Source organism: Streptomyces sp. CA-249302, assembly GCF_050936785.1.
Classification (GTDB): domain Bacteria; phylum Actinomycetota; class Actinomycetes; order Streptomycetales; family Streptomycetaceae; genus Streptomyces.
In genome coordinates this window covers 369,868-389,391 of the sequence record NZ_JBNJMG010000001.1, presented here as the reverse complement: position 1 = coordinate 389,391, position 19,524 = coordinate 369,868, and the positions used below count along the sequence as shown (strand labels likewise).

The window sequence follows — 19,524 nt, the reverse complement described above, 5'->3', positions numbered from 1 at the left end:
TGGTTCTCGATGAAGGGACGGCGTCCGGGCCGGAGTCGGCGGACCGCATCGCTGGCAGCCACTGTCGCGGTGCTACTCGCCGGCTGCGGCGGCACCGGAGGAGGAAGCGGCAACTCGGGTGGCGGCAAAGGTGAGTTGCTGGTCTGGGTGGACAACACCCGTACCCCCGCGGCCCAGCAGTACAAGAAAGCGCACCCCGATGTGAGGATGCGGATCGTCACCATCCCGCCGGACGCGGGCTACGTCCCCACCAAGGTCTCCCTCGCCAACCGCACCAAGAGCGGCTGGCCGGACGTCGTCTTCCTGACCAACCCGGCCGAGGCGGCGACCCTCGCGAGCGACAGGTTCGGTTACGCCGCCCCGCTCGACGGCCTCGTCCCGAACTCCGTCCGCGACGGCTTCGCCCCCGGCTCCCTCGACACCTGCACCTTCGGCGGCCGGACCTACTGCCTGCGCAACGACATCGCACCCACCGTGCTCTGGTACGACGCGAAGCTCATGAAGAGTTACGGCTACCAGGTTCCCAGCACCTGGGCCGAGTACCAGCAGACCGGACTCAAGGCCGCGAAGGACCACCCCGGCACCATCGTCGGAGCGATCAACGGCAAGTACGGCGCGGGCACCTACTTCGGCAGCAGCGGCTGTCCCACCCGCGACACCCTCAGCCTCACCAAGGTCCACATCGACCTCACCCAGTCGAACTGCACCAGGGTCGCCGACCTCCTCCAGCCGATGGCCGAAGCCAAGGCGGTGACGACCGTCGTACCCACCGACCCGGCCTTCGCCAAGCTCGGCAAGGAGAACAAGATCCTCATGCTGCCGGGCCCCGCCTGGTTCGGCGACTTCATGTTCGGGCCCGCCTTCAAGATCCCCAAGGGGCGTATCTCCGCGGCCCCCATGCCCACTTGGCCCGGCGAGACCAAGTCCTACGCCGGTCAGGTCGGCGGCGGCGCCTTCCTCGTCTCCGCGCACGCCGGCGACCGTACGAAGGAAGCCGTGGACCTGGTGCGCTGGATGACCACCAACGTCAACCTCCAGGCCGAGCAACCCACCTACCCCGCCTACACGGCGGCCGCCCAGAAGTGGGGCGAGGCCAAGTCGAAGGACGCCTACTACGCCTCCGACCCGATGCCCGCCCTCACGGCCGCGGCGAACGCCCTGCGCCCCGGGTTCGGCGCCGTCCGCTTCGAGGCCGACTGGCAGGCGAGCTTCAACGACACCGTCGGCAAGGCGGCCGACTCCGGCGGCGATCTCGAGAAGGCGCTGACCAGCTGGCAGGACAAGCTGGACGCAGCGGCCAGGACCAGCGACTACACGGTCGGCCGATGACCCTGACCATGAGCCGACCGCGGGCGGACGTCGGCACCCCGACCGCCCGGTCCCGGCGCCGAGGCCGCACCGCCGCCGTATGGATCCTGCTCGGCCCCTACGCCCTCTTCCTCGCCGTCTTCGGGATCGCACCCGCCGGATACGCCCTGTGGACCTCCTTCGTCCACGACGGCTCCTTCTCCGGCGCACGCAACTGGTCGGCCGTGTTCGACGACTACCGCCTCGGCGAGGCGGCCCAGCACGTCACCCTCTACCTCCTCCTCTGGCTCCCGGTCCTGCTCCTGACCGTCCTCTCGCTCGCCTTCACCCTGCACGCCCGGCCGGGCAGGGTGTCCGGTGCCCTCCAGCTCGTCTACTACCTGCCGGGTGCGGTCACCGGCTCCGCGGCCGCCCTGCTCTGGCTGTTCATGATCAGCCCCGGCAACAGCCCGTTCGGACCACTCCTGAAGCTGATGGACGTGCACTCCGCCACGGACGCGCTCTCCGGCGGCAGCCTGATCGCCGTGCTCGCCGTGATGGGGGTCGCGGTGCACGCGGGCGGCTGGATCGTCGTCCTGTACGGGGCGCTCACCGCGCTCCCCAAGGACGTCCTGGAAGCGGCCCAGGTCGACGGCGCCTCGGCCTGGCGCACCATGTGGCACATCAAGCTCCCGATGGTCCGCACCTATGTCGCCTTCGTGCTGATCTCCAGTTTCGCCGCCGGCAGCCAGGTCTTCGTCGAACCCACCGTGCTCGGCACCGGCGCCCCCGGCCAGATCAGCCCCACCTGGTCCGTCAACCAGCTCGCCTACGTCTACGCCACCCAGGACGGCGACTTCGGCAAGGCCGCCGCGCTCTCACTGGCCATGCTCGCGGTCGGACTGCTGGCGGCGTGGATCGTGATCACCCGCACCCGTATGTACGGCACCGGGTGAGGGCGCCGATGACGGTCGTCTCCCGGGGTGCCCGCGCCGTCTTCCTGCTCGGCGCGGCCGTATTCTTCGGACTCCCGCTGCTCTGGCTGCTCCTCGCGCCCACCCGCACCGCCGACGACCTCACGACCGGCGCACCCCTCGGCTTCGGAGCGCTCGGCAACGTCGGCGACGCCTGGTCGCACCTGATGTCGTACAACGACGGAGAGATCACCCTCTGGATCGGCAACTCCGTCCTCTACGCGGTCGCGAGCGTGGTCCTCGCCCTGCTGCTCTGCGTCCCCGCGGGTTACGTCCTCGCCAAGCACGACTTCGCCGGCCGGCGCACCCTCCTGACCCTCTCCGTCGTGACGATGATCCTGCCCCCGGCCGCCCTGGTCCTGCCTTTGTATCTGGAGATGTCGGCGGTCGACCTCACCGGCACGGTCTGGGCGGTGATCCTGCCGCTCTCCTTCTACCCGTTCGGCGTCTACCTCGCCTTCCTCCACTTCCAGGCCAACCTGCCGGACAGCCTGCTCGATGCCGGACGCGTGGACGGCGCGGGCGAGTTGCGGCTGTTCTGGTCGGTGGCGGTGCCCCTGGCGCGCCCGGCGATCGCGCTGATCGCGTTCTTCGGGTTCGTCCGCTGCTGGACCGACTTCTTCCTGCCCTTCGTGATGCTCTCCGACGACCGCACCTTCACCCTCCAACTCGGCCTGATGTCCCTGCTCCAGTCCACCGGCGCGGTCAACAACTCCAGCGGCTTCGCCGACCTCGACATCCACCAGCCGGAGGCAGCGCTCGCCGGTCTGGTGGCCTGCGCGCCGCTGCTCGTCGGGTTCGTGCTGGCGCAGCGCTTCCTGCGGACGGGGCTGCTGGCCGGAGCGGAGAAGGGCTGAGCCATGACCGACCACTGGAGACGGACATGAGACTGAGACAACTGCCGGTAGTGGCCGCCGTGACGGCGCTGTTGGCCTTCCCGGTCCAAGCGCACGCGGCGGGCCCCGGCCACACCTATCAAGTGGCCCCATGGGGCAGCGATCACGCGTACGGCTCGGCGTCGAGCCCCTTGCGCACGATCAGCGCCTGCCTCTCCCGCGTCCACCCCGGCGACACCTGCCTGGTCCACCGCGGCACCTACCGCGAGCAGGTCACCCCGCCCTCCGGTACCAAGGACGCCCCGATCACGATCGCCGCGTACGGGGACGGCCCGGTGACCGTCGACGGGACCGAGCCGGTGACCGGCTGGCAGGACGTCGGCGACGGACTGGTCGCCGCCGACACGAACCTGCCGCTCGACCCCGACTTCAACGCGGTGTTCCTCGACAACGACCGTGCGGCGGAGGGCCGTTGGCCGAACTCCGGCTCGGATCCGCTCAACACCACGTGGGCCGAGGCCGACCCCACCTCCACCGACCAGCACATCGACGACACCGACCTGCCGGACGCCGACTGGACCGGCGCGACGGTACACCTGTGGGCCGGCTCCAACCCCTGGGCCCAGCAGACCGGCAAGGTCACCGAGACCTCACCCGGCAAGCTGGACTTCAAGGGTGGCAACTACCGCTGCCCGCCCCTCTGCATGGGCAACCAGAACTACCGCAACTACTACCTCGTCGGCTCGAAGGCCGCCCTCGACCAGCCGGGGGAGTGGTACTACGACAAGGCCGCCCACCGGCTCTACATGGTCCCGCCGAAGGGCGGCATGACCGGCCACACGGTGACCGCCAAGCACCGCCTCTGGGGCGTCGACCTCGGCAACAGCTCCTACGTCACCGTCCGCGGCCTGGACCTGTGGGGTACCTCCCTGCGAACGGGCACGTCGAGCACGGGAGTTGTGGCCGACGGGCTGCACGCCACGTACATCTCGGAGTTCTCGACTCTCCCGATGCCACCGGACAGCGACCTCGCGATCCCGCCCTTCGAGGGGCACATCGTCGCCTCCCGCATCCTCGACTCGGGCGTGCAGATCCTCGGCACCGGCAACACCCTGAAGAGCAGCGAGATCTCGCAGTCCGCCGGTGACGGGGTCCTGGTGCGCGGCACCGGCAACACGGTCACCGACAACTACATCCACGACGTCGGCTGGATGGGCAGCTACACGCCCGGCATCGAGATCAACGGCAACGACCACACCGTCACCCACAACACGATCCGCCGCACCGGACGCGCCGCCATCGACACGGCCTGGCAGCTCAACGGGACCGAGTTCCACGGCAACCGCATCGCCTACAACGACATGTCGGAAGCCATGCGCACGTCGCGGGACGGCTCGCCCTTCTATGTCTGCTGCAGTCTCGACGGCACCGGCACCTCCATCGACCACAACACCTCGCACGACGCCGACGGTCAGGTCGGCTTCTACGTCGACAACTACTCCGGCCACTTCCTGCTGCACCACAACGTCGCCTGGAACACGGGCAGTCGGGGCACGTTCTTCAACGGCCACACAGGCCCCAGCATCGCCAACCAGGACCACAACTCCAGCTACGGCATCGGCATCAACGGCAACTCGGTGCTGCTGAGCGGCGCGACCGACGCCTCCGGCTCGTACATCAGCAACATCGTCGGCCCGAAGCCGATCACCGCGACCCAGACCGGGGACCCGCTCCCCGTCGTCCGCTCGAACCTCATCACCGACACCCCCGGCTACACCGACGCCGTCAACGGTGAACTGTGGCCCGCCGCAGGCTCACCCGCCATCGACGCGGGGGAGACCATCGACGGCATCACCACGGACGTGCGGGGCACGGCACCCGACATCGGCGCCTACGAGTACGGCGCGCCCATCTGGTCCACCGGCTGCGACCTCCCCGGCTGTCAGCAACGCGTCCGGCACGGCGCCTGGACCGCGACCGCGAGCGACGGCACCGACGCCTCCGCCGCCGTCGACGGGGACATCAACACCCGCTGGACGGCCGTTGCCGCACAGACTCCCGGCCAGTCGCTGACCGTCGACCTGGGGGAGCCAAAGACCTTCGGCCGGCTCTCGCTCGACGCCGGCCGCGACACCAGCGGACAACCGTACGGCTTCTCGGTGTCCGTCAGCCGCGACGGCACGGACTGGAGCGGGACCCTCGCCCGGGTCGCGGGCCGGTCCTTCACGCAGGACGCGGTCTTCCCGACGCAGACGGCCCGTTACGTCCGGATCACCCTCACCACGAGCGGCCCCGCCAACTGGGTCGTCAACGACCTGCGCCTGTACGGCGACGGGCCCGACGCCTCCGCCACGCTCCAGGCCGAGCAGGCGACGTCGGTGCGCGGGGTCGAGCGCGGAACGGCGGCCACGGGTGTGTTGGGCTCGGGCGACCGGGTCGGCTTCCGGCGCGCGGGCGTGCGCGGCGACCGGTTCACGGTCCGCCTCGCGTCCGCCTGCGACGCCGGGTGCTCGCTCCAACTCCGGCTCGACACCCCGCAAGGACCGGTGGCCGCAACCCTGCCGCTGCGGGCCACCGGCTGGGCGGAGCAGTCGGTCACTCTGTCCCGTCGGCTGTCCGGAGTTCACTCCCTCTACCTGGTCGCGAAGGGAGGCCCTCGGGTCGCACGCCTGGACTGGCTGACGATCCGACCGTGACGGACCGCGACTTCGCCTGCTTGCCGCAGAACGCCGACTCCAGCGTGCCCAGCATCGTGTTGAGCACCGACCCGTTGTTGGAGGTGTTGGCCACCGCGGCGAGGCTGCGGCGGCCGTCCTTCGTGGCGAAGGCGTACGTGTAGTAGCCCTGGACGGCACCCGTGTGGCCGTACACCGAGACCCCGCACGAGAGGTCACGGCGGCGCAGCCCCAGCCCGTACGCCTGGGTGCTGTTCACCGGGATCATCCGCTCCATCTGCCTGAGCTGGGCGGCCGAGGTGAGTCGTCCGCCCAGCAGCGCGGACAGGAACCTGTTGAGGTCGTGGGTGCTGGAGATGATCGCGCCGGCGCTCTGCGCCCAGGACGCCGTCTGCCGGGTGGCGTCGATCAGGGCGGCGCCCGCCTTGTCGGGGGTGAGGTAGCCGTTGGCGTGGCGGCCGGGGATCCCGGTGTCCGGGTGGACGTAGAAGGTGTCGCGCAGCTTCAGCGGCTTGATGATGCGGTTCTCGTACTCGGTGCGTACGGAGTGGCCGGTCAGCTTCTCGATGAGCAGGCCGGCTACGACGAAGTTGGTGTTGGAGTACGAGTACGCGGCGCCGGGCCGGTTGGTGCGGGCGTGCCGCAGGGAGCGGTTCACCAGCTGGCGGTAGGTGAAGACCCTGGTGCGGACCGCCTCGAAGCCGGCGACCGAGCGCGCGAACATGTCGTTCGTGTAGTCGTACAGACCGCTGCGGTGGCCCAGCACCTGCCGCACGGTGATGGAGCGGTCGGGCAGCAGGCCCGGCAGATAGTGGTCGACCGAGGCGTCCAGGTTCAGCTTCTTCTCGTCCACCAGCTGCATCAGCACCACCGCCGAGAACACCTTGGTGACGCTGCCGATGCGGAACCGGTCGGCGTTGCCGATGGCCCGTCCGGTGCGGCGGTCGGCGAGGCCGACGGCCGTGGTCCGGACCGTGCCGCGGTCGTCGACGCGTGCGATGGCTCCCGGCGCGCCCTGTGCGAGCGCGGTGCGCAGTACGCCCTTGAGGCCGGTGATGTCCGGTTTCGGCAGTGACTCGGCCGGGGCGGCGTGCGCCGGGACCGCGAGCAGGGAGAGCACGACCGTCCCCAGCAGGGCGCTCTTGGATGCGAGATGAGTCACATTCACGCGAGGCAACTTTCTTCCGTCTCGTCACATCTCCGTAGTCGACACACAGTTGGTCACTCGTTGCTCATCCGCTGATCACTGTGCGACATGGATTTGCAAAGTATTGCCATATTTCGCTCTGAAAGCGACGATTTCGGCTTTACATGTCCATGACTCATCCGAAAGGGTTTGGTTCCGGGGCCCGACCAGCCCCCATGGCGCTCAACGGCGCCATGCCTCAGGGCGGTTGGTGATCCCGGCCGCCTTGCGAGGAAGGAACCCTCACCAGTGCGTAGACCGCACATACGCAGCCTGGCGGTCGCCGTCGCCGTGACGACGGCCGCCACGGGCCTTGCGGGCACCGCTTTCGCCGGGCCGGACGCGGGGGCCGGCCAGGCTGCCGTCGCCCAGTCCTCGGCGGCGTCCGTGGTGTCGGCGGCCCATGCCGCCGCCTTCGCCCACGCCTCCGCGACCGGTGTCTCCCAGGGCGACGAACTGCACGCCACGGACGTCATGCTCGACCCCGAGGGCGCGCGGCACGTCCGGTTCACCCGGACCCACCAGGGCATGGCGGTGCTCGGCGGCGACCTCGTCGTCCACCTCACCAAGCAGCTGTCGTACGCGGGCGTCACCCGCGCCGCCGACCACACGGTCAAGCCGGCCACCACCGACGCCAAGCTGTCCGCCACGCAGGCCGAGCAGAAGGCCGCGTCCGTCGCCAAGGGCGACGCGGGCACCGCCCAGCTCGTCGTCGACGCCCGCGACGGCGCCTCCGCGCTCGCCTACCAGGTGACGGTCGCCGACAGCGGCACCACCGAGGGCGGCGGCTCCCGGACGGTCGTCGTCGACGCCGTCACCGGCAAGGTGCGCAGCAACACGCCGGACAGCGACGAGTTCCTCTCGCCCGAGCTGCTGGAGACCCTGCGCGAGCGCGGCGAGGTGGCGGACCCCGCCACCGGCGTCGGCACCCTGTCCGCCGGCCTCACCTCGACGTCCGCGGCGGCCGCCGCGAGCGCCTACCCGAAGACGGCCAACGGCACCGGCAAGTCGCTCTTCGTCGGCGTGGTCCCGCTGAAGACCACCCAGACGGCCCGCACCACCTTCCAGCTGAAGGACCCGACGCGCTACGGCACCGAGACCCGGGACGCCAAGGGCAGCTACACGGAGAGCTTCAGCCGCGGCACGAAGATCACCACCAAGAACGACGTCTTCGGCAACGGCGCCACCTCCAGCCGCAACAGCGCCGCGGCCGACGCCCAGTACGGCATCACCAAGACCCTGGACTTCTACAAGAAGACCTTCGGTCGCAAGGGCATAGCCAACAACAGCAAGCCCGCCAAGGCGATGGTCCACTGGGGCAGCAAGATCGCCAACGCCTTCTGGGACCCGACCTGCGGCTGCATGCTGTACGGCGACGGTGACGGCGACATGTTCAAGAAGCCGCTGGTGGCCCTGGACGTCACCGGCCACGAGCTGACCCACGGAGTCGTCGACGCCACCGCCAAGCTGGAGCCGACCCGCGTCGACTCCGACGGCAACCAGTACGGCGAGCCGGGCGCGCTGAACGAGTCCCTCGCGGACATCTTCGGCTCGAACGTCGAGTTCTTCGCCAACAACGCGAAGGACAAGCCGGACTACCTCATCGGCGAGGAGATGGGCCTGGACCAGAAGTTCCTGCGCCGTCTCGACCACCCCTCCCTCGATGTGCTCGAAGGCACGATCGACTACTGGTCGACGCAGACGTACGACACCGAAGTGCACGCCGGCTCCGGTGTCTCCTCGCACGCGTACTACCTGCTCGCCGAGGGCAGTGGCAAGAAGACGATCGGCGGCGTCCAGTACGACTCGCCGACCTACGACGGCTCGACCGTCAAGGGCATCGGCCGCACCAAGGCCACGGCGATCTTCTACCGCGCCCTGACCCGCTACATGGTCTCCTCGACCGACTTCCACGACGCGCGCACCGCGACGCTGAAGGCGGCCAAGGACCTCTACGGGCTCAACAGCACCGAGTACCTGACGGTGAACCAGGCCTGGGCCGCCGTCAACGTCACCACCGCCAACACGCCGGCCGCGCACCGCTGACCCGCGGAGCGCGTGCACCGGTCCGGGCGCCCCGGCCACGAGCGGGGCGCCCGGATCAGATCCACTGCTCTTCCACCTCCTGCGCCACCGAGAACACGGTGTCGCAGGAGGGACAGCGCCCCTCGCCGAAGACGTACGTCAGCGCCCGGGCGACCTCCGGCTGTCCCGCCGCGACCGCCTCGCCGTACAGCCGAGCGCCGAGCCCCGCCAGCCGCTCCGGCGCCGCCGGTGTCAACTCCCCTCGGGCCTGCGGGGTTTGCCCGCCCACATAGTCCTCGGCGGAGACGAACGTCCCGTAACCGCCGAAGGCCACGTACAGCCCCGCCTCGCACTCCGGGCACTCCAGCTGGAACTCCTCGCTGTTCACGCCCTCCAGCGCCTCGGACCAGACACCGACGCCTTCGAAGGCGAGGGCCGACTGGACGAGGTTCACGAACACGGGTCCCGTGTGGCCGGGCACGGCCAGCATGTCGCGCGTGACGTCGAGCAGTTCGCCGATCTCCCGTGCGTGACGAGGCCTCCGATCCTCCCCGCCGACGATGATCGCGCCCGCCAGAACGACGGCCTGGAACGGCTCGCCAGGCGCCCGCCCCCGCGCGATGTCCGCCAGCACCGGCAGCGCCGCCCAGCTCGCGTCGTACACCGACCCCTGATGGCACAGCGTCGCCCACAACTCGCCCCACACCGCGTCGTCCTCGGCGCCGCCGAGCCGCGCGAACAGGCCGGGTATGTCCTCCGCGCTGCCGTAGGCGTGGGTCAGCTCGGCCCAATCGATGGTCGTCATGGGGCGATTGTGCCGGGCGGGACTGACAGTGGGGTCACAGACGAATCCTGCTTCTTTTATTGACGGCGGAAAAGAAGGGCTCTAGGTTCCCGGACATGCGCCCGACCCCTCGCGTCGAGACGTTCCCGGCGAACACGCCGGCCGTCTCGCAGATCTTCACCACGGTCCTGTCCCAAGGGCCCCTGACCCGGCTGGAGGTGGCCCGCCGGGCGGGGCTGTCCCCGGCTGCCGTCACCAAGGCGGTCCGGCCCCTGATCGAGGCCGGCTACCTGGTGGAGGACGCGGCCGAGGAGGCCCGCCCGGCGCTCGGCCGGCCCGCCAACCCGGTACGGGTCGACGGTGGACGGGCGCTGTTCGTCGGCATCAAGGTGACCGGCGGCGAGCTCATCGGCGTACTGGCCGACCTGTGCTGCCGGATCCGGGTCGCCCGGCACGTCCCGCTGGCGGACCGGACCACCGAGTCCGTGCTGTCCCAGCTGACCGAACTGACACACCAACTGCTCGCCGAGGCCGGGGAGTTCGACGCCCCCGTGCTCGGCCTCGGGGTCGCCGTCTCCGGCGACGTCGACCGCGCCGAGGGCGTCGTCCGCTACTCGCCCTTCCTCGACTGGCGGGACGTGCCGCTGGCCGAACTCGCCGCCATGACCACCGGGTTGCCGGTCACCGTCGAGAACGACGTGCGCGCCCTGACCGTCGCCGAGCAGTGGTTCGGGGCCGGCGTGGGCCTGTCCGACTTCGCCGTGGTCACCGTCGGCACCGGCATCGGCTGCGGCCTCGTCGTGCACGGCCGGGTGATCGCCGGCGCGCACGGCGTCGCCGGCGAGATCGGCCATGTCACCGTCGACCCGACGGGACCTCCCTGCCACTGCGGCAACCGCGGCTGCGTCGAGGCGATCGCGGGCGAGGCCGCGATCCTGCGCCGGATCCGCGAGGCCACGGACATCGATGTCGCCGACACCGCCGAGGCCGTGGAACTCGCCCGCCAAGGAGCCGCCGGAGCACGCGAGGCGTACGCCAGGGCGGGGGAGGCGATCGGCCGGGGCATCGCCACCGTCGCCAACCTGCTCGGCCCCGAACGCGTGATCATCTCCGGTGAGGGCCTCGCCGCCTACGACCTGTTCGCCGAGCAGATCCGCAGTGCCTTCGCCGCGGCCGCCTTCGGCTCCGCCGCGCAGTGCGACGTACAGACCCGCCCGCTGCCCTTCGAGGAGTGGGCCCGCGGGGCCGCGGCCACCGCGATCCAGTCCTTCATCACCCCGACGACCCGCACCCGAGCCGCTGAACCAACTCCCCTTGGAGGTACGACCCATGCGGTCATCCTCGTACTCCGTCATGCCCGTGCGCGCCCTCAGAGCCGCGGTGGTCCTGGCCCTCGCCGCAGGCGCCGTCACCGTCACCCCCGCGGCCCACGCCGAGACCACCGCCCCCGCCCTCGCCGCCAAGCCCTATATGGGCTGGTCGAGTTGGAGCATGCAGTCGTCCAAGTACCCCGGCCTCAACCCGGACGGCGACTACAGCTACCTCACCGAGGCGAACGTCGACAAGCAGACCGACGCCCTGGCGAGCAAGTTGAAGAAGTTCGGCTACGAGTACGTCAACATCGACGCCGGCTGGTGGATGGACAAGACCTGGAAGACGGGCTACGACCAGTACGGCCGGCAGCAGGCCGACCCGGTCCGCTTCCCCAGCGGTATGAAGGCCGTCGCCGACCGCATCCACTCCAAGGGCCTCAAGGCCGGCATCTACCTGCCCGTCGGCCTGGAGAAGGGAGCCTACGGCGACGGGAAGACACCGATCTGGAACGCCGACGGCTGCACCACCGCCGACATCGTCTACGGCGACCTGCGTACCACCAACGGCTGGGACAGCGCGTACAAGATCGACTTCTCCCGGCCCTGCGCGCAGAAGTACATAGACTCGCAGGCCCGGTTGATCGCGGGCTGGGGCTACGACTTCCTCAAGCTCGACGGCGTCGGCCCCGGGTCCGGGAAGAGCGGTGACCAGTACGACAACGTTGCCGACGTGGCCGCCTGGAGCAAGGCCATCGCCGCCACCGGCCGTCCGATCCACTTCGAACTCTCCTGGTCCCTGGACATCGGACACGCCGCCGACTGGAAGAAGTACTCCCAGGGCTGGCGCGTCGACACCGACGTCGAGTGCTACTGCAACACCCTCGTCAGCTGGGAGAACTCGGTCGACGACCGCTGGGACGACACTCCCGGCTGGACCAAGTACGCCGGGCCCGGCGGCTGGAACGACCTGGACTCCCTCGACGTCGGCAACGGCGAGATGGACGGCCTGACCAAGGCCGAGCGGCAGAGCTACGCCACCCTGTGGGCCATCGCCAAGTCCCCGCTGTTCACCGGTGACGACCTCACCCGCCTCGACTCCTACGGCCTCTCCCTCCTGACCAACAAGGAGGTGATCGCGCTGAACCAGGGCGCCACGCCGCCAGCACGCCCGATCACCCCGTCCGACCCGCAGCAGGTGTGGGCCGCGAAGAACCCCGACGGCAGCTACACCGTCGCCCTCTTCAACCTCGCCGACAAACCCGCCGCCGTCTCCGCGAACTGGGCGTCCCTCGGCTTCACCGGCAAGGCCGCCGTCCGTGACCTGTGGAACCACGAGAACCTCGGCAGCTTCAAGGACAAGGTCACCGAGGCCCTGCCCGCCCACGGCTCCCGCCTGTTCACGGTCACTCCACACGGCAGCGCGCTCGCCTTCACCGGCTACGAGGCCGAATCCTCGGCCAACACCCTCGCCGGCAACGCCTCCGTCGCCGACTGCTCCGCCTGCTCGGACGGCAAGAAGGTCGGCAACCTCTACCTCGGCGGCAAGCTCACCTTCAACGACATCGTCGTCCCCAAGGCCGGCACCTACCAGGTGAAGATCGCCTACGTCAGCGGTGACGCCCGCTCGGTCGCCGTCTCGGCGAACGGCGGCGGCGCCACGAACCACAAGTTCCCCTCCACCGGCGACTGGGGGACGGCCGAAACGGTCAGCGTGCCGTTGACCCTCAAGGCCGGCTCCAACACGGTCACCTTCGACAGCGGCAACAGCTACGCGCCGGACATCGACCGGATCGACGTACCGAAGTCGTCCTGAACGACCGACCAGGAGCCGCCATGACCACCGACCCTTCCTCCATGCTGCCCAGACGCGACCTGCTCGCCCTCGCCACGGCGACCGGAGCGGCCCTGGCCGGTCTGCCCGCCTTCACCGCCTCGGCCGCACCTCGGCGGCCCGCGAACCTGCCTGCGATGCAGGCGAGTTCACCGCTGGAGCTGTGGTGGCAGGCCCCCGCCGACGACAACTCGATGATCGAGCAGGGCCTGCCCGTTGGCAACGGCCGACTCGGCGCCCTCGCCGGCAACGACTCCGGGCGCGAGGTCCTGCTCGTCACCGACGCCACGATGTGGACCGGCGGGCTGAACGACACGCTCGACTCCGACGGCCAATTCCCCTACGGCCGAGCCGACTTCGGCTCGTTCACCCTGCTCGGCCGGCTCACCGTCGACCTCCCCGACCACGACCTGGGCGCCGTCTCCGGCTACCGCCGTACCCTCGACCTCGCCCAGGGCGTGCTGACGACCTCGTACGACCGCTCGGGCGTGACCTACCGGCGGAAGATCTTCGCCAGTCGCCCCGACGACGTGATCGTCCTGCACTTCACACAGAGCGGGGGAGGCCGCTACACCGGCACCGTCACACTGGAGGGCACTCACGGCGAGGGCGCCGGGGTCTCCTTCGGCGCCGCGTTCCCCAACGGCCTGAAGTACGGCGCCGCCGTCACCGCGTACGGCACCGGCGGGCGCGTCACCGTCAGCGGCACGCACATCGACTTCGCCGGCTGCAAAGACCTCACCGTGGTGGTGAGCGGCGGCACCGACTACGCGCCGGACGCGGCCAAGGGCTACCGCGACCCGTCCCTCGACCCGCGGAAACTCGCCCGCACCAAGGTCCGCGACGCGGCCGCCCACTCGGCGGACACCCTGCTGCGCACCCATGTCGCCGACTACCGCGAGGTGTTCGGCGTGTTCGACCTCTCACTCGGCACATCGAGCGCCGACCAGCGCTCCCTCGACACCTGGGAGCGGATCCGGGCACGGGCCCGCGAGGGCGTGCCCGACCCCGAACTCGAAGCCGCCTACGTGCAGTTCGGCCGCTACCTGATGATCTCCGGCTCGCGCGGCAGCCTGCCGCTGGGCCTCCAGGGGCTGTGGCTCGACGGCAACGACCCCGACTGGATGGGCGACTACCACACCGACATCAACATCCAGATGAACTACTGGATGGCCGACCGGGCGGGCCTGTCCTCCTGCTTCGACGCCTTCACCGACTACTGCGTCGCCCAGGTCCCCTCCTGGACCGACCTGACCCGCCGCCTCTTCAACGACCCGCGCAACCGCTACCGCAACTCCACCGGCAAGAACGCCGGTTGGACCGTCGCCATCTCCACCAACCCGTACGGCGGGGGCGGCTGGTGGTGGCACCCCGCGGGCAACGCCTGGCTGTGCAACACCCTCTGGGAACACTACGAGTTCACGCGCTCGCGCACCCACCTGCGGAAGATCTACCCCCTTCTCAAGGGCGCCTGCGAGTTCTGGGCGGCGCGGCTGCTGACCACGACCCTGCCGGGCACCTCCCAGGAGGTCCTGATCGCCGACAGCGACTGGTCGCCGGAGCACGGCCCGCTGGAAGCCAAGGGCATCACGTACGCCCAGGAACTGGTGTGGGCGCTCTTCGGCAACTACTGCGTCGCGGCGGCCGAGTTGCGGCAGGATGCCGGTTACGCGGACACGATCGGCGGCCTGCGCAAGCGCCTGTACCTGCCGCAGGTGAGCCCGAAGTCCGGCTGGCTGGAGGAGTGGATGTCACCCGACAACCTCGGCGAGACCACCCACCGCCACCTGTCCCCGCTCGTGGGCCTGTTCCCCGGCGACCGCATCCGCCCCGACGGCTCCACCCCGACCGACCTCGTGGCCGGCGCCACCGCCCTGCTCACCGCGCGCGGAATGGAGAGCTTCGGCTGGGCCAACGCCTGGCGCAGCCTGTGCTGGGCCCGCCTCAAGAACGCCGACAAGGCCTACCAGCTCGTCGTCAACAACCTCCGCCCGTCCACCGACGGCAGCAACGGCACCGCCTCCAACCTCTTCGACATCTACGAGGTCTCCCAGGGCCGCGGAATCTTCCAGATCGACGCCAACTTCGGCACCCCGGCGGCCGTCACCGAGATGCTCCTGTACTCCCGCCCGGGCCACCTGGAACTCCTCCCCGCCCTGCCCGGCGCCTGGTCCGCCTCCGGTTCACTCGTCGGTGCCCCGGCCCGCGGCGGCTTCCTCGTCGACCTCCACTGGCGGGACGGCAGGCCGACCGAGGCACGCATCCGCAGCGTCGGCGGCCGTACGACGACGGTGGCGTACGGCGGCTCGTCGCGCACCGTGACCCTCCGGCCCGGCGGGTCGGTCACGCTGAAGGACCTCGCCCGGTGAGCGCCCGTTTCGTCAGGGCCTGCCGGCTGGCCGTCCTGCTCCTGCTGGCCGGTGCCGTGCAGGCCGTGCCGGTCCATGCCTCGGCCGACCGGTTCCAGATCGTGGGCGCGCCCGCCGATCGTCGTGACGTCGTCACCTGGGGTTCCAGCGCCGACCGGATGGGCGACGGCGTTGCCGACCGCGGCTACCGGCTGGTCGTGCACACCAGCGTCGGCGGCAGCGGACTGCGGGTCCGCCTCTCCAACGCCTTCGGGGACCGGCCGGTGACCTTCGACAGCGTCTACGCCGGTGTCCAGCAGACGGGCGCCGACCTGGTCCGGGGCAGCAACCACCGCCTGACCTTCGAGGGCGCCCGCTCCATCACCGTCCCCGCGGGCGCGGTCGCCCTCAGCGACCCGCTGCCCGGCCGGGTTCCCGCCGCGACCGACCTCGTCGTCAGCATCCACTCACCCGACGCGGCGGGCCCGGCGACCGGCCACTGGATGGCCATGCAGACGTCCTACGTGACCAGTGGTGACCACACCGCCGAGGAGAGCGCAGCCAACTGGTCGGAGACGACGGGGTCGTGGGCCTACCTCGACGCCGTCTCCGTACGACCGCCCGCGGGCACCGCAGCCGTCGTCGCCCTCGGCGACTCCATCACCGACGGCTGGCAGTCCACCACCGACCTGAACCGCCGCTGGCCCGACTACCTCGCCCGCCGCCTGGCGAAGGCGGCCACCGACATCAAGGGCGTCGCCGACGAAGGGATCTCCGGCAACAAGGTCCTCGCGGACGGCGCCGGGCAGAGCGCGCTGAACCGCCTCGACCGTGACGTCCTGTCCCAGCCGGGCGTCCGCACCGTCTTCCTCTTCGAGGGCGTCAACGACATCAAGGCCCACACCGGCGTCACCGCCCAGGACCTGATCGCCGGCTACCGCGAGATCGCCGAGCGGGCGCACGCGGCCGGCAAGTGCGTCGTCGGCGCGACCGTCGCCCCCTTCAAGGGCTGGTCCGAATGGGATCCGGGCGCCGAGGCCGTACGCCAGGAGGTCAACACGTACCTGCGCGGCAGCGGCGACTTCGACGCCGTCACCGACTTCGACCACATCCTGCGCAACCCCTACGACCCCGAACGGATCCTGCCGTTCTTCGACGGCGGCGACCATCTGCACCCCAACGACAAGGGGATGCAGGCGATGGCCGACGCGGTGGACCTCAAGAGCCTCGACTGCGACAACCCCTAGGACGACGCCGTCCGCTCGGGCGCGATCAGCCCCTCCCGGTAGGCGATCGCCACCGCCTCCGTACGGCTGGCCGCGCCCAGCTTGGCCAGGATGTTGGAGACGTGCACGCTCGCCGTCTTGCCGGTGATGAACAGCTCCTCGCCGATCTGCCGGTTGCTGCGCCCGCGGGAGAGGAGCCGCAGCACGTCCTGCTCGCGGGCGGTGAGCGGCGAGGTCCGTGTCCCGTCCGGCGGGGCGTCGGCGAGGCGCCCGCGTCGGATCAGCCCGTCGAGCCGCTCCAGCAGGGGAGCGGCACCGAGCCGCTCGGCCACCGATCTCGCCTCGCGGGCCTGCGCGGCCGCCTCCTCGCGCCGCTCGGCCGCCAGCAGGGCCTCGACGTACCGCACTTGGCAGCGGACCCGCTCGTACACATCGCCGAACGCGAACGCGGTCATCGCCTTCTCCCAGGCCGCCGTGTCCGGCCCGGACACGGCCCGCACCCACTCGGCCTCGGCGCGCGCGAGCCAGGCCTGTCCCTCGGGTCCCTGCGGCACATCGCCCTCGCCGTGCAGAGCCGTCCGGCGGGCGAGCTCGACCAGCTCGTCGGCGGTGTCCTTCCAGCGGTGGGACTCGTCACCGGCCTGCCGCAGCTCCATGGACGCGTCGGCCACGGCCGACAGCGCGAGCGCCACGAGCCGGACCGTGACATGGGGCAGCGCGCCCGAGTCGTCGGTCAGCGCGTCGATGCTGACCCGGGTCCGCTCCACGGTCGCCTCCGGATCGCCCTGCAACACGGCGGCCTCGGTCAGCGCGATGCCCGCGACCATCGCTGCCATCCAGTCGAAGTGGCCCTCCAGCAGCGCCCGCGCACGCTCGGCGGCCCCCAGGTCACCGCGGGCCAGCGCCACGAACAGGGCGGGCCCCACCGCGTACCCGCCGGACGAGGGCAGCACCGCGGCGTCGGTCGCCGCGGCCCGCACGCACTCGTCCCAGCGACCCAGCGTGTACAGCACCAGCAGATGCAGATACCGCATCTCCAGCGGGTACACGGAGGACAGCAGCCCGGCCTTGCGGGCTCGCTCAAGACCCTCGGTCACCCAGGGCAGACACGCTTCCAGATCCCCGGACTCGAAGCAGCCGACGGCCAGGTTGAACAGGGCGCGCATCTCCACCGGCGTGCTCCCCGCCCGCCGCGCCAGCTCCCGCGCCTCCTTGAGCCGCTCGCGTCCCTCGACGGTGCGACGGCCGCCGCCTTCCAGGATGGCCAGCGAGATCAGCAGATCGGCCTGCGCGTCCGGCACCCCCAGCCGCTCGGCGACGCCGAGGGCCTGGCGGGCGACCCGCAGCGCGGTCTCGCCCTCACCCATGTGCCGGGCCGCCAGGACATGCGTGGCCGCGGCCCACACCCAGGTCCGGGTCGGCGGTTCGGCCGGGATCATGGAGAGGGCCTCGCTGCTGTAGGCGAACGCGGCCGTCAGGCTGTCGACGCTCATCAGATTGCCGGCCAGCGTGTACCGCACCCGGGCGGCGAGTTCGGAGTCCGCGTCCTGACCGATGCCGGCCAGCGCGGACCGGGTCAGGGATACCGCCCGATGCAGCTGACCGGCGTGCGCGGCCGCCGCCGACGCGCGCAGCGTGAGCGTGACCCGGTCGACGCCCTCGCCGGAGGGCCGGGCCGCCGGGTCCACCGACGCCCACAGATCGAGGGCCGTTTCGAGGTGCCGTAGCTCCTCGGCGGGCGCACCTACGTGCTGGGCGTGCCGCGCGGCCTCCATGGAAGCGGCCAGCGCCTCGGGCAGATCATGGCTCTCGCGATAGTGATGGGCGCGCTCGGCGGCGCTCTCGGCCGGATGCCCACGTCCTTCGAGCAGCCGGGCGAACGCGCCGTGCAGCCGGGCCCGCTCACCCGGCAGCAGATCCGCGTACACCGCCTCCCGGGCCAGCGCGTGCCGGAACGCGTAGGTGTCCCCGCCCCCGGCGACGAGGAGCTGCCGCCCGATCGCCTCCCGCAGCGCCGACTCCAGCTCGTCCTCCGGAATCCCGACCGCGTCCCGCAACAGATCGTGCTCCACCCGCCGCCCGGCCACGGCAGCCGTCCTCAGCACCTGCTGGGCGGTGTCCGAGAGCGCCTCGATCCGGATGAGCAGCACATCCGCCAGACCACTGGGCACCCCACCCGCCCCCGTATCGGTGGCGGCGACCAGTTCCTCCGCGTAGAACGCGTTGCCCTCGGCACGCTCGACGATCCGCCGCACGGTGACATCCGGCAACGGCCGCTCCTGAAGCGCCCGCACCAGCTCGGCGACCTCGGGATCGGCCAGAGGCCGAAGCTCGAGCCGCTCCACGGCGGGCAGCCGCACCAGTTCGGCCAGCAACGGCCGCAGCGGATGACGTCGATGCAGGTCATCCGCACGATAGGAGGCGAGGAGGGCGAGCCGATGAGTGGGAACACCCCCGGCCGCCCGCTGCAGAATGCCCCGACTGAGCAGGAACCGCAGCAGATCCCGGGACGACTGATCGGCCCAGTGCAGATCCTCGAGCACCACCAGCAGCGGCGCGATGTCGGCGACCTCGGCGAGCAGCCCGGCGACCCCCTCGAAGAGCCGCAGCCGTCCACCCGAGTCCGCCGCGGAGTCCACCCCCGACCCGAGCAACCGCCCCACCACGGGATACGCATCCACCACCGAGGCGAACCGCTCGTCCCCGGCAAGCATCCCGAGAATCTCGGTGAAGGGCAGATACGGCAGTCCCACATCCCCGAGATCGACGCAGTGCCCGGTCAACACGGTCATCCCGTCGGCAGTGGCCCGCCCCGCGACCTCGTCCAACAGCCGCGTCTTCCCCACCCCGGCGTCCCCGGCCACCAGGACGGCCCCCGCCTCACCGCCCCGGGCACGCTTCAGCACGTCAGCGAGGCGTCCGAGGTCCTCACGACGACCGATGAGCGGAGTGATGAAACCGGTTTCAGACACGCACCCATCCTGTCACGCACCACTGACAGCACTTTTTCGAGAACGGAGACTTCAGGGGGCGCAAACA

Annotated in this window: 11 protein-coding genes and 1 pseudogene; 9 read left to right on the top strand and 3 right to left on the bottom strand. The window is 70.8% G+C overall.

The annotated features are described in order from the left end of the window. The first annotated feature begins 147 nt into the window (after positions 1-147). From ACQEWB_RS01715 to ACQEWB_RS01700, 4 genes are read left to right on the top strand one after another with little or no spacing between them, the layout of a single operon-like run. The gene (locus tag ACQEWB_RS01715) at positions 148-1,329 is read left to right on the top strand and encodes an extracellular solute-binding protein (RefSeq protein ID WP_432826243.1); all 1,182 of its coding nucleotides are present in this window, start codon (positions 148-150) and stop codon (positions 1,327-1,329) included. After that, entirely contained in the window at positions 1,326-2,243 is a 918-nt protein-coding gene (locus tag ACQEWB_RS01710; RefSeq protein WP_432826241.1) for a carbohydrate ABC transporter permease, read from the top strand. Before ACQEWB_RS01715 ends, ACQEWB_RS01710 begins: the two co-directional genes overlap by 4 nt. A gap of 8 nt (positions 2,244-2,251) precedes the next feature. Continuing rightward, a complete protein-coding gene (locus ACQEWB_RS01705; RefSeq protein ID WP_432826239.1) occupies positions 2,252-3,118 on the top strand; it encodes a carbohydrate ABC transporter permease in 867 nt (288 codons plus the stop codon). A 26-nt stretch (positions 3,119-3,144) separates the two neighbouring features. Further along, positions 3,145-5,793 (top strand): discoidin domain-containing protein, encoded by a 2,649-nt coding sequence (locus tag ACQEWB_RS01700; RefSeq protein WP_432826237.1) that lies wholly within the window; start codon positions 3,145-3,147, stop codon positions 5,791-5,793. Here the strand turns inward: ACQEWB_RS01700 and ACQEWB_RS01695 are convergent. Next, positions 5,693-6,934, bottom strand: a complete 1,242-nt coding sequence (locus ACQEWB_RS01695; protein WP_432826235.1) for a serine hydrolase domain-containing protein — start codon at positions 6,932-6,934, stop codon at positions 5,693-5,695. The genes ACQEWB_RS01700 and ACQEWB_RS01695 overlap by 101 nt on opposite strands. A gap of 273 nt (positions 6,935-7,207) precedes the next feature. On the opposite strand from ACQEWB_RS01695, the gene ACQEWB_RS01690 reads away from it, so the two are divergent. Continuing rightward, on the top strand, positions 7,208-9,004 hold the full coding sequence (locus tag ACQEWB_RS01690) for a M4 family metallopeptidase (protein WP_432826233.1): 1,797 nt from the start codon (positions 7,208-7,210) through the stop codon (positions 9,002-9,004). A gap of 55 nt (positions 9,005-9,059) precedes the next feature. Here ACQEWB_RS01690 and ACQEWB_RS01685 read toward each other — a convergent pair whose 3' ends face one another. Next, entirely contained in the window at positions 9,060-9,788 is a 729-nt protein-coding gene (locus ACQEWB_RS01685) for a hypothetical protein (protein ID WP_432826231.1), read from the bottom strand. A 95-nt stretch (positions 9,789-9,883) separates the two neighbouring features. On the opposite strand from ACQEWB_RS01685, the pseudogene ACQEWB_RS01680 reads away from it, so the two are divergent. From ACQEWB_RS01680 to ACQEWB_RS01665, 4 genes and pseudogenes are all read left to right on the top strand, one after another. Further along, positions 9,884-11,053, top strand: a pseudogene (locus tag ACQEWB_RS01680) (ROK family transcriptional regulator); the annotation flags it as partial. Positions 11,054-11,096: 43 nt separating this feature from the next. After that, complete coding sequence (locus ACQEWB_RS01675) at positions 11,097-12,893, top strand: alpha-galactosidase D (RefSeq protein ID WP_432826229.1); 1,797 nt, start codon at positions 11,097-11,099, stop codon at positions 12,891-12,893. A 20-nt stretch (positions 12,894-12,913) separates the two neighbouring features. After that, the gene (locus ACQEWB_RS01670; RefSeq protein ID WP_432826227.1) at positions 12,914-15,280 is read left to right on the top strand and encodes a glycosyl hydrolase family 95 catalytic domain-containing protein; all 2,367 of its coding nucleotides are present in this window, start codon (positions 12,914-12,916) and stop codon (positions 15,278-15,280) included. Further along, a complete protein-coding gene (locus ACQEWB_RS01665) occupies positions 15,277-16,506 on the top strand; it encodes an SGNH/GDSL hydrolase family protein (RefSeq protein ID WP_432826225.1) in 1,230 nt (409 codons plus the stop codon). The genes ACQEWB_RS01670 and ACQEWB_RS01665 overlap by 4 nt, the downstream gene beginning before the upstream one ends. On the opposite strand, the gene ACQEWB_RS01660 is transcribed toward ACQEWB_RS01665, so the two are convergent. Then, positions 16,503-19,457 carry an ATP-binding protein gene (locus ACQEWB_RS01660; RefSeq protein WP_432826223.1) on the bottom strand — a complete coding sequence of 985 codons (2,955 nt, stop codon included), beginning with the start codon at positions 19,455-19,457 and terminating at the stop codon, positions 16,503-16,505. The genes ACQEWB_RS01665 and ACQEWB_RS01660 overlap by 4 nt on opposite strands. Positions 19,458-19,524 lie beyond the last annotated feature (67 nt).

Excerpts from the sequence above, each read along its gene's own strand:
- ACQEWB_RS01710 (WP_432826241.1), top strand. The coding sequence starts at position 1,326 with ATGACCCTGACCATGAGCCGACCGCGGGCGGACGTCGGCACCCCGACC.
- ACQEWB_RS01705 (WP_432826239.1), top strand. The coding sequence starts at position 2,252 with ATGACGGTCGTCTCCCGGGGTGCCCGCGCCGTCTTCCTGCTCGGCGCG.
- ACQEWB_RS01700 (WP_432826237.1), top strand. The coding sequence starts at position 3,145 with ATGAGACTGAGACAACTGCCGGTAGTGGCCGCCGTGACGGCGCTGTTG.
- ACQEWB_RS01685 (WP_432826231.1), bottom strand. The coding sequence starts at position 9,788 with ATGACGACCATCGATTGGGCCGAGCTGACCCACGCCTACGGCAGCGCG.
- ACQEWB_RS01675 (WP_432826229.1), top strand. The coding sequence starts at position 11,097 with ATGCGGTCATCCTCGTACTCCGTCATGCCCGTGCGCGCCCTCAGAGCC.
- ACQEWB_RS01670 (WP_432826227.1), top strand. The coding sequence starts at position 12,914 with ATGACCACCGACCCTTCCTCCATGCTGCCCAGACGCGACCTGCTCGCC.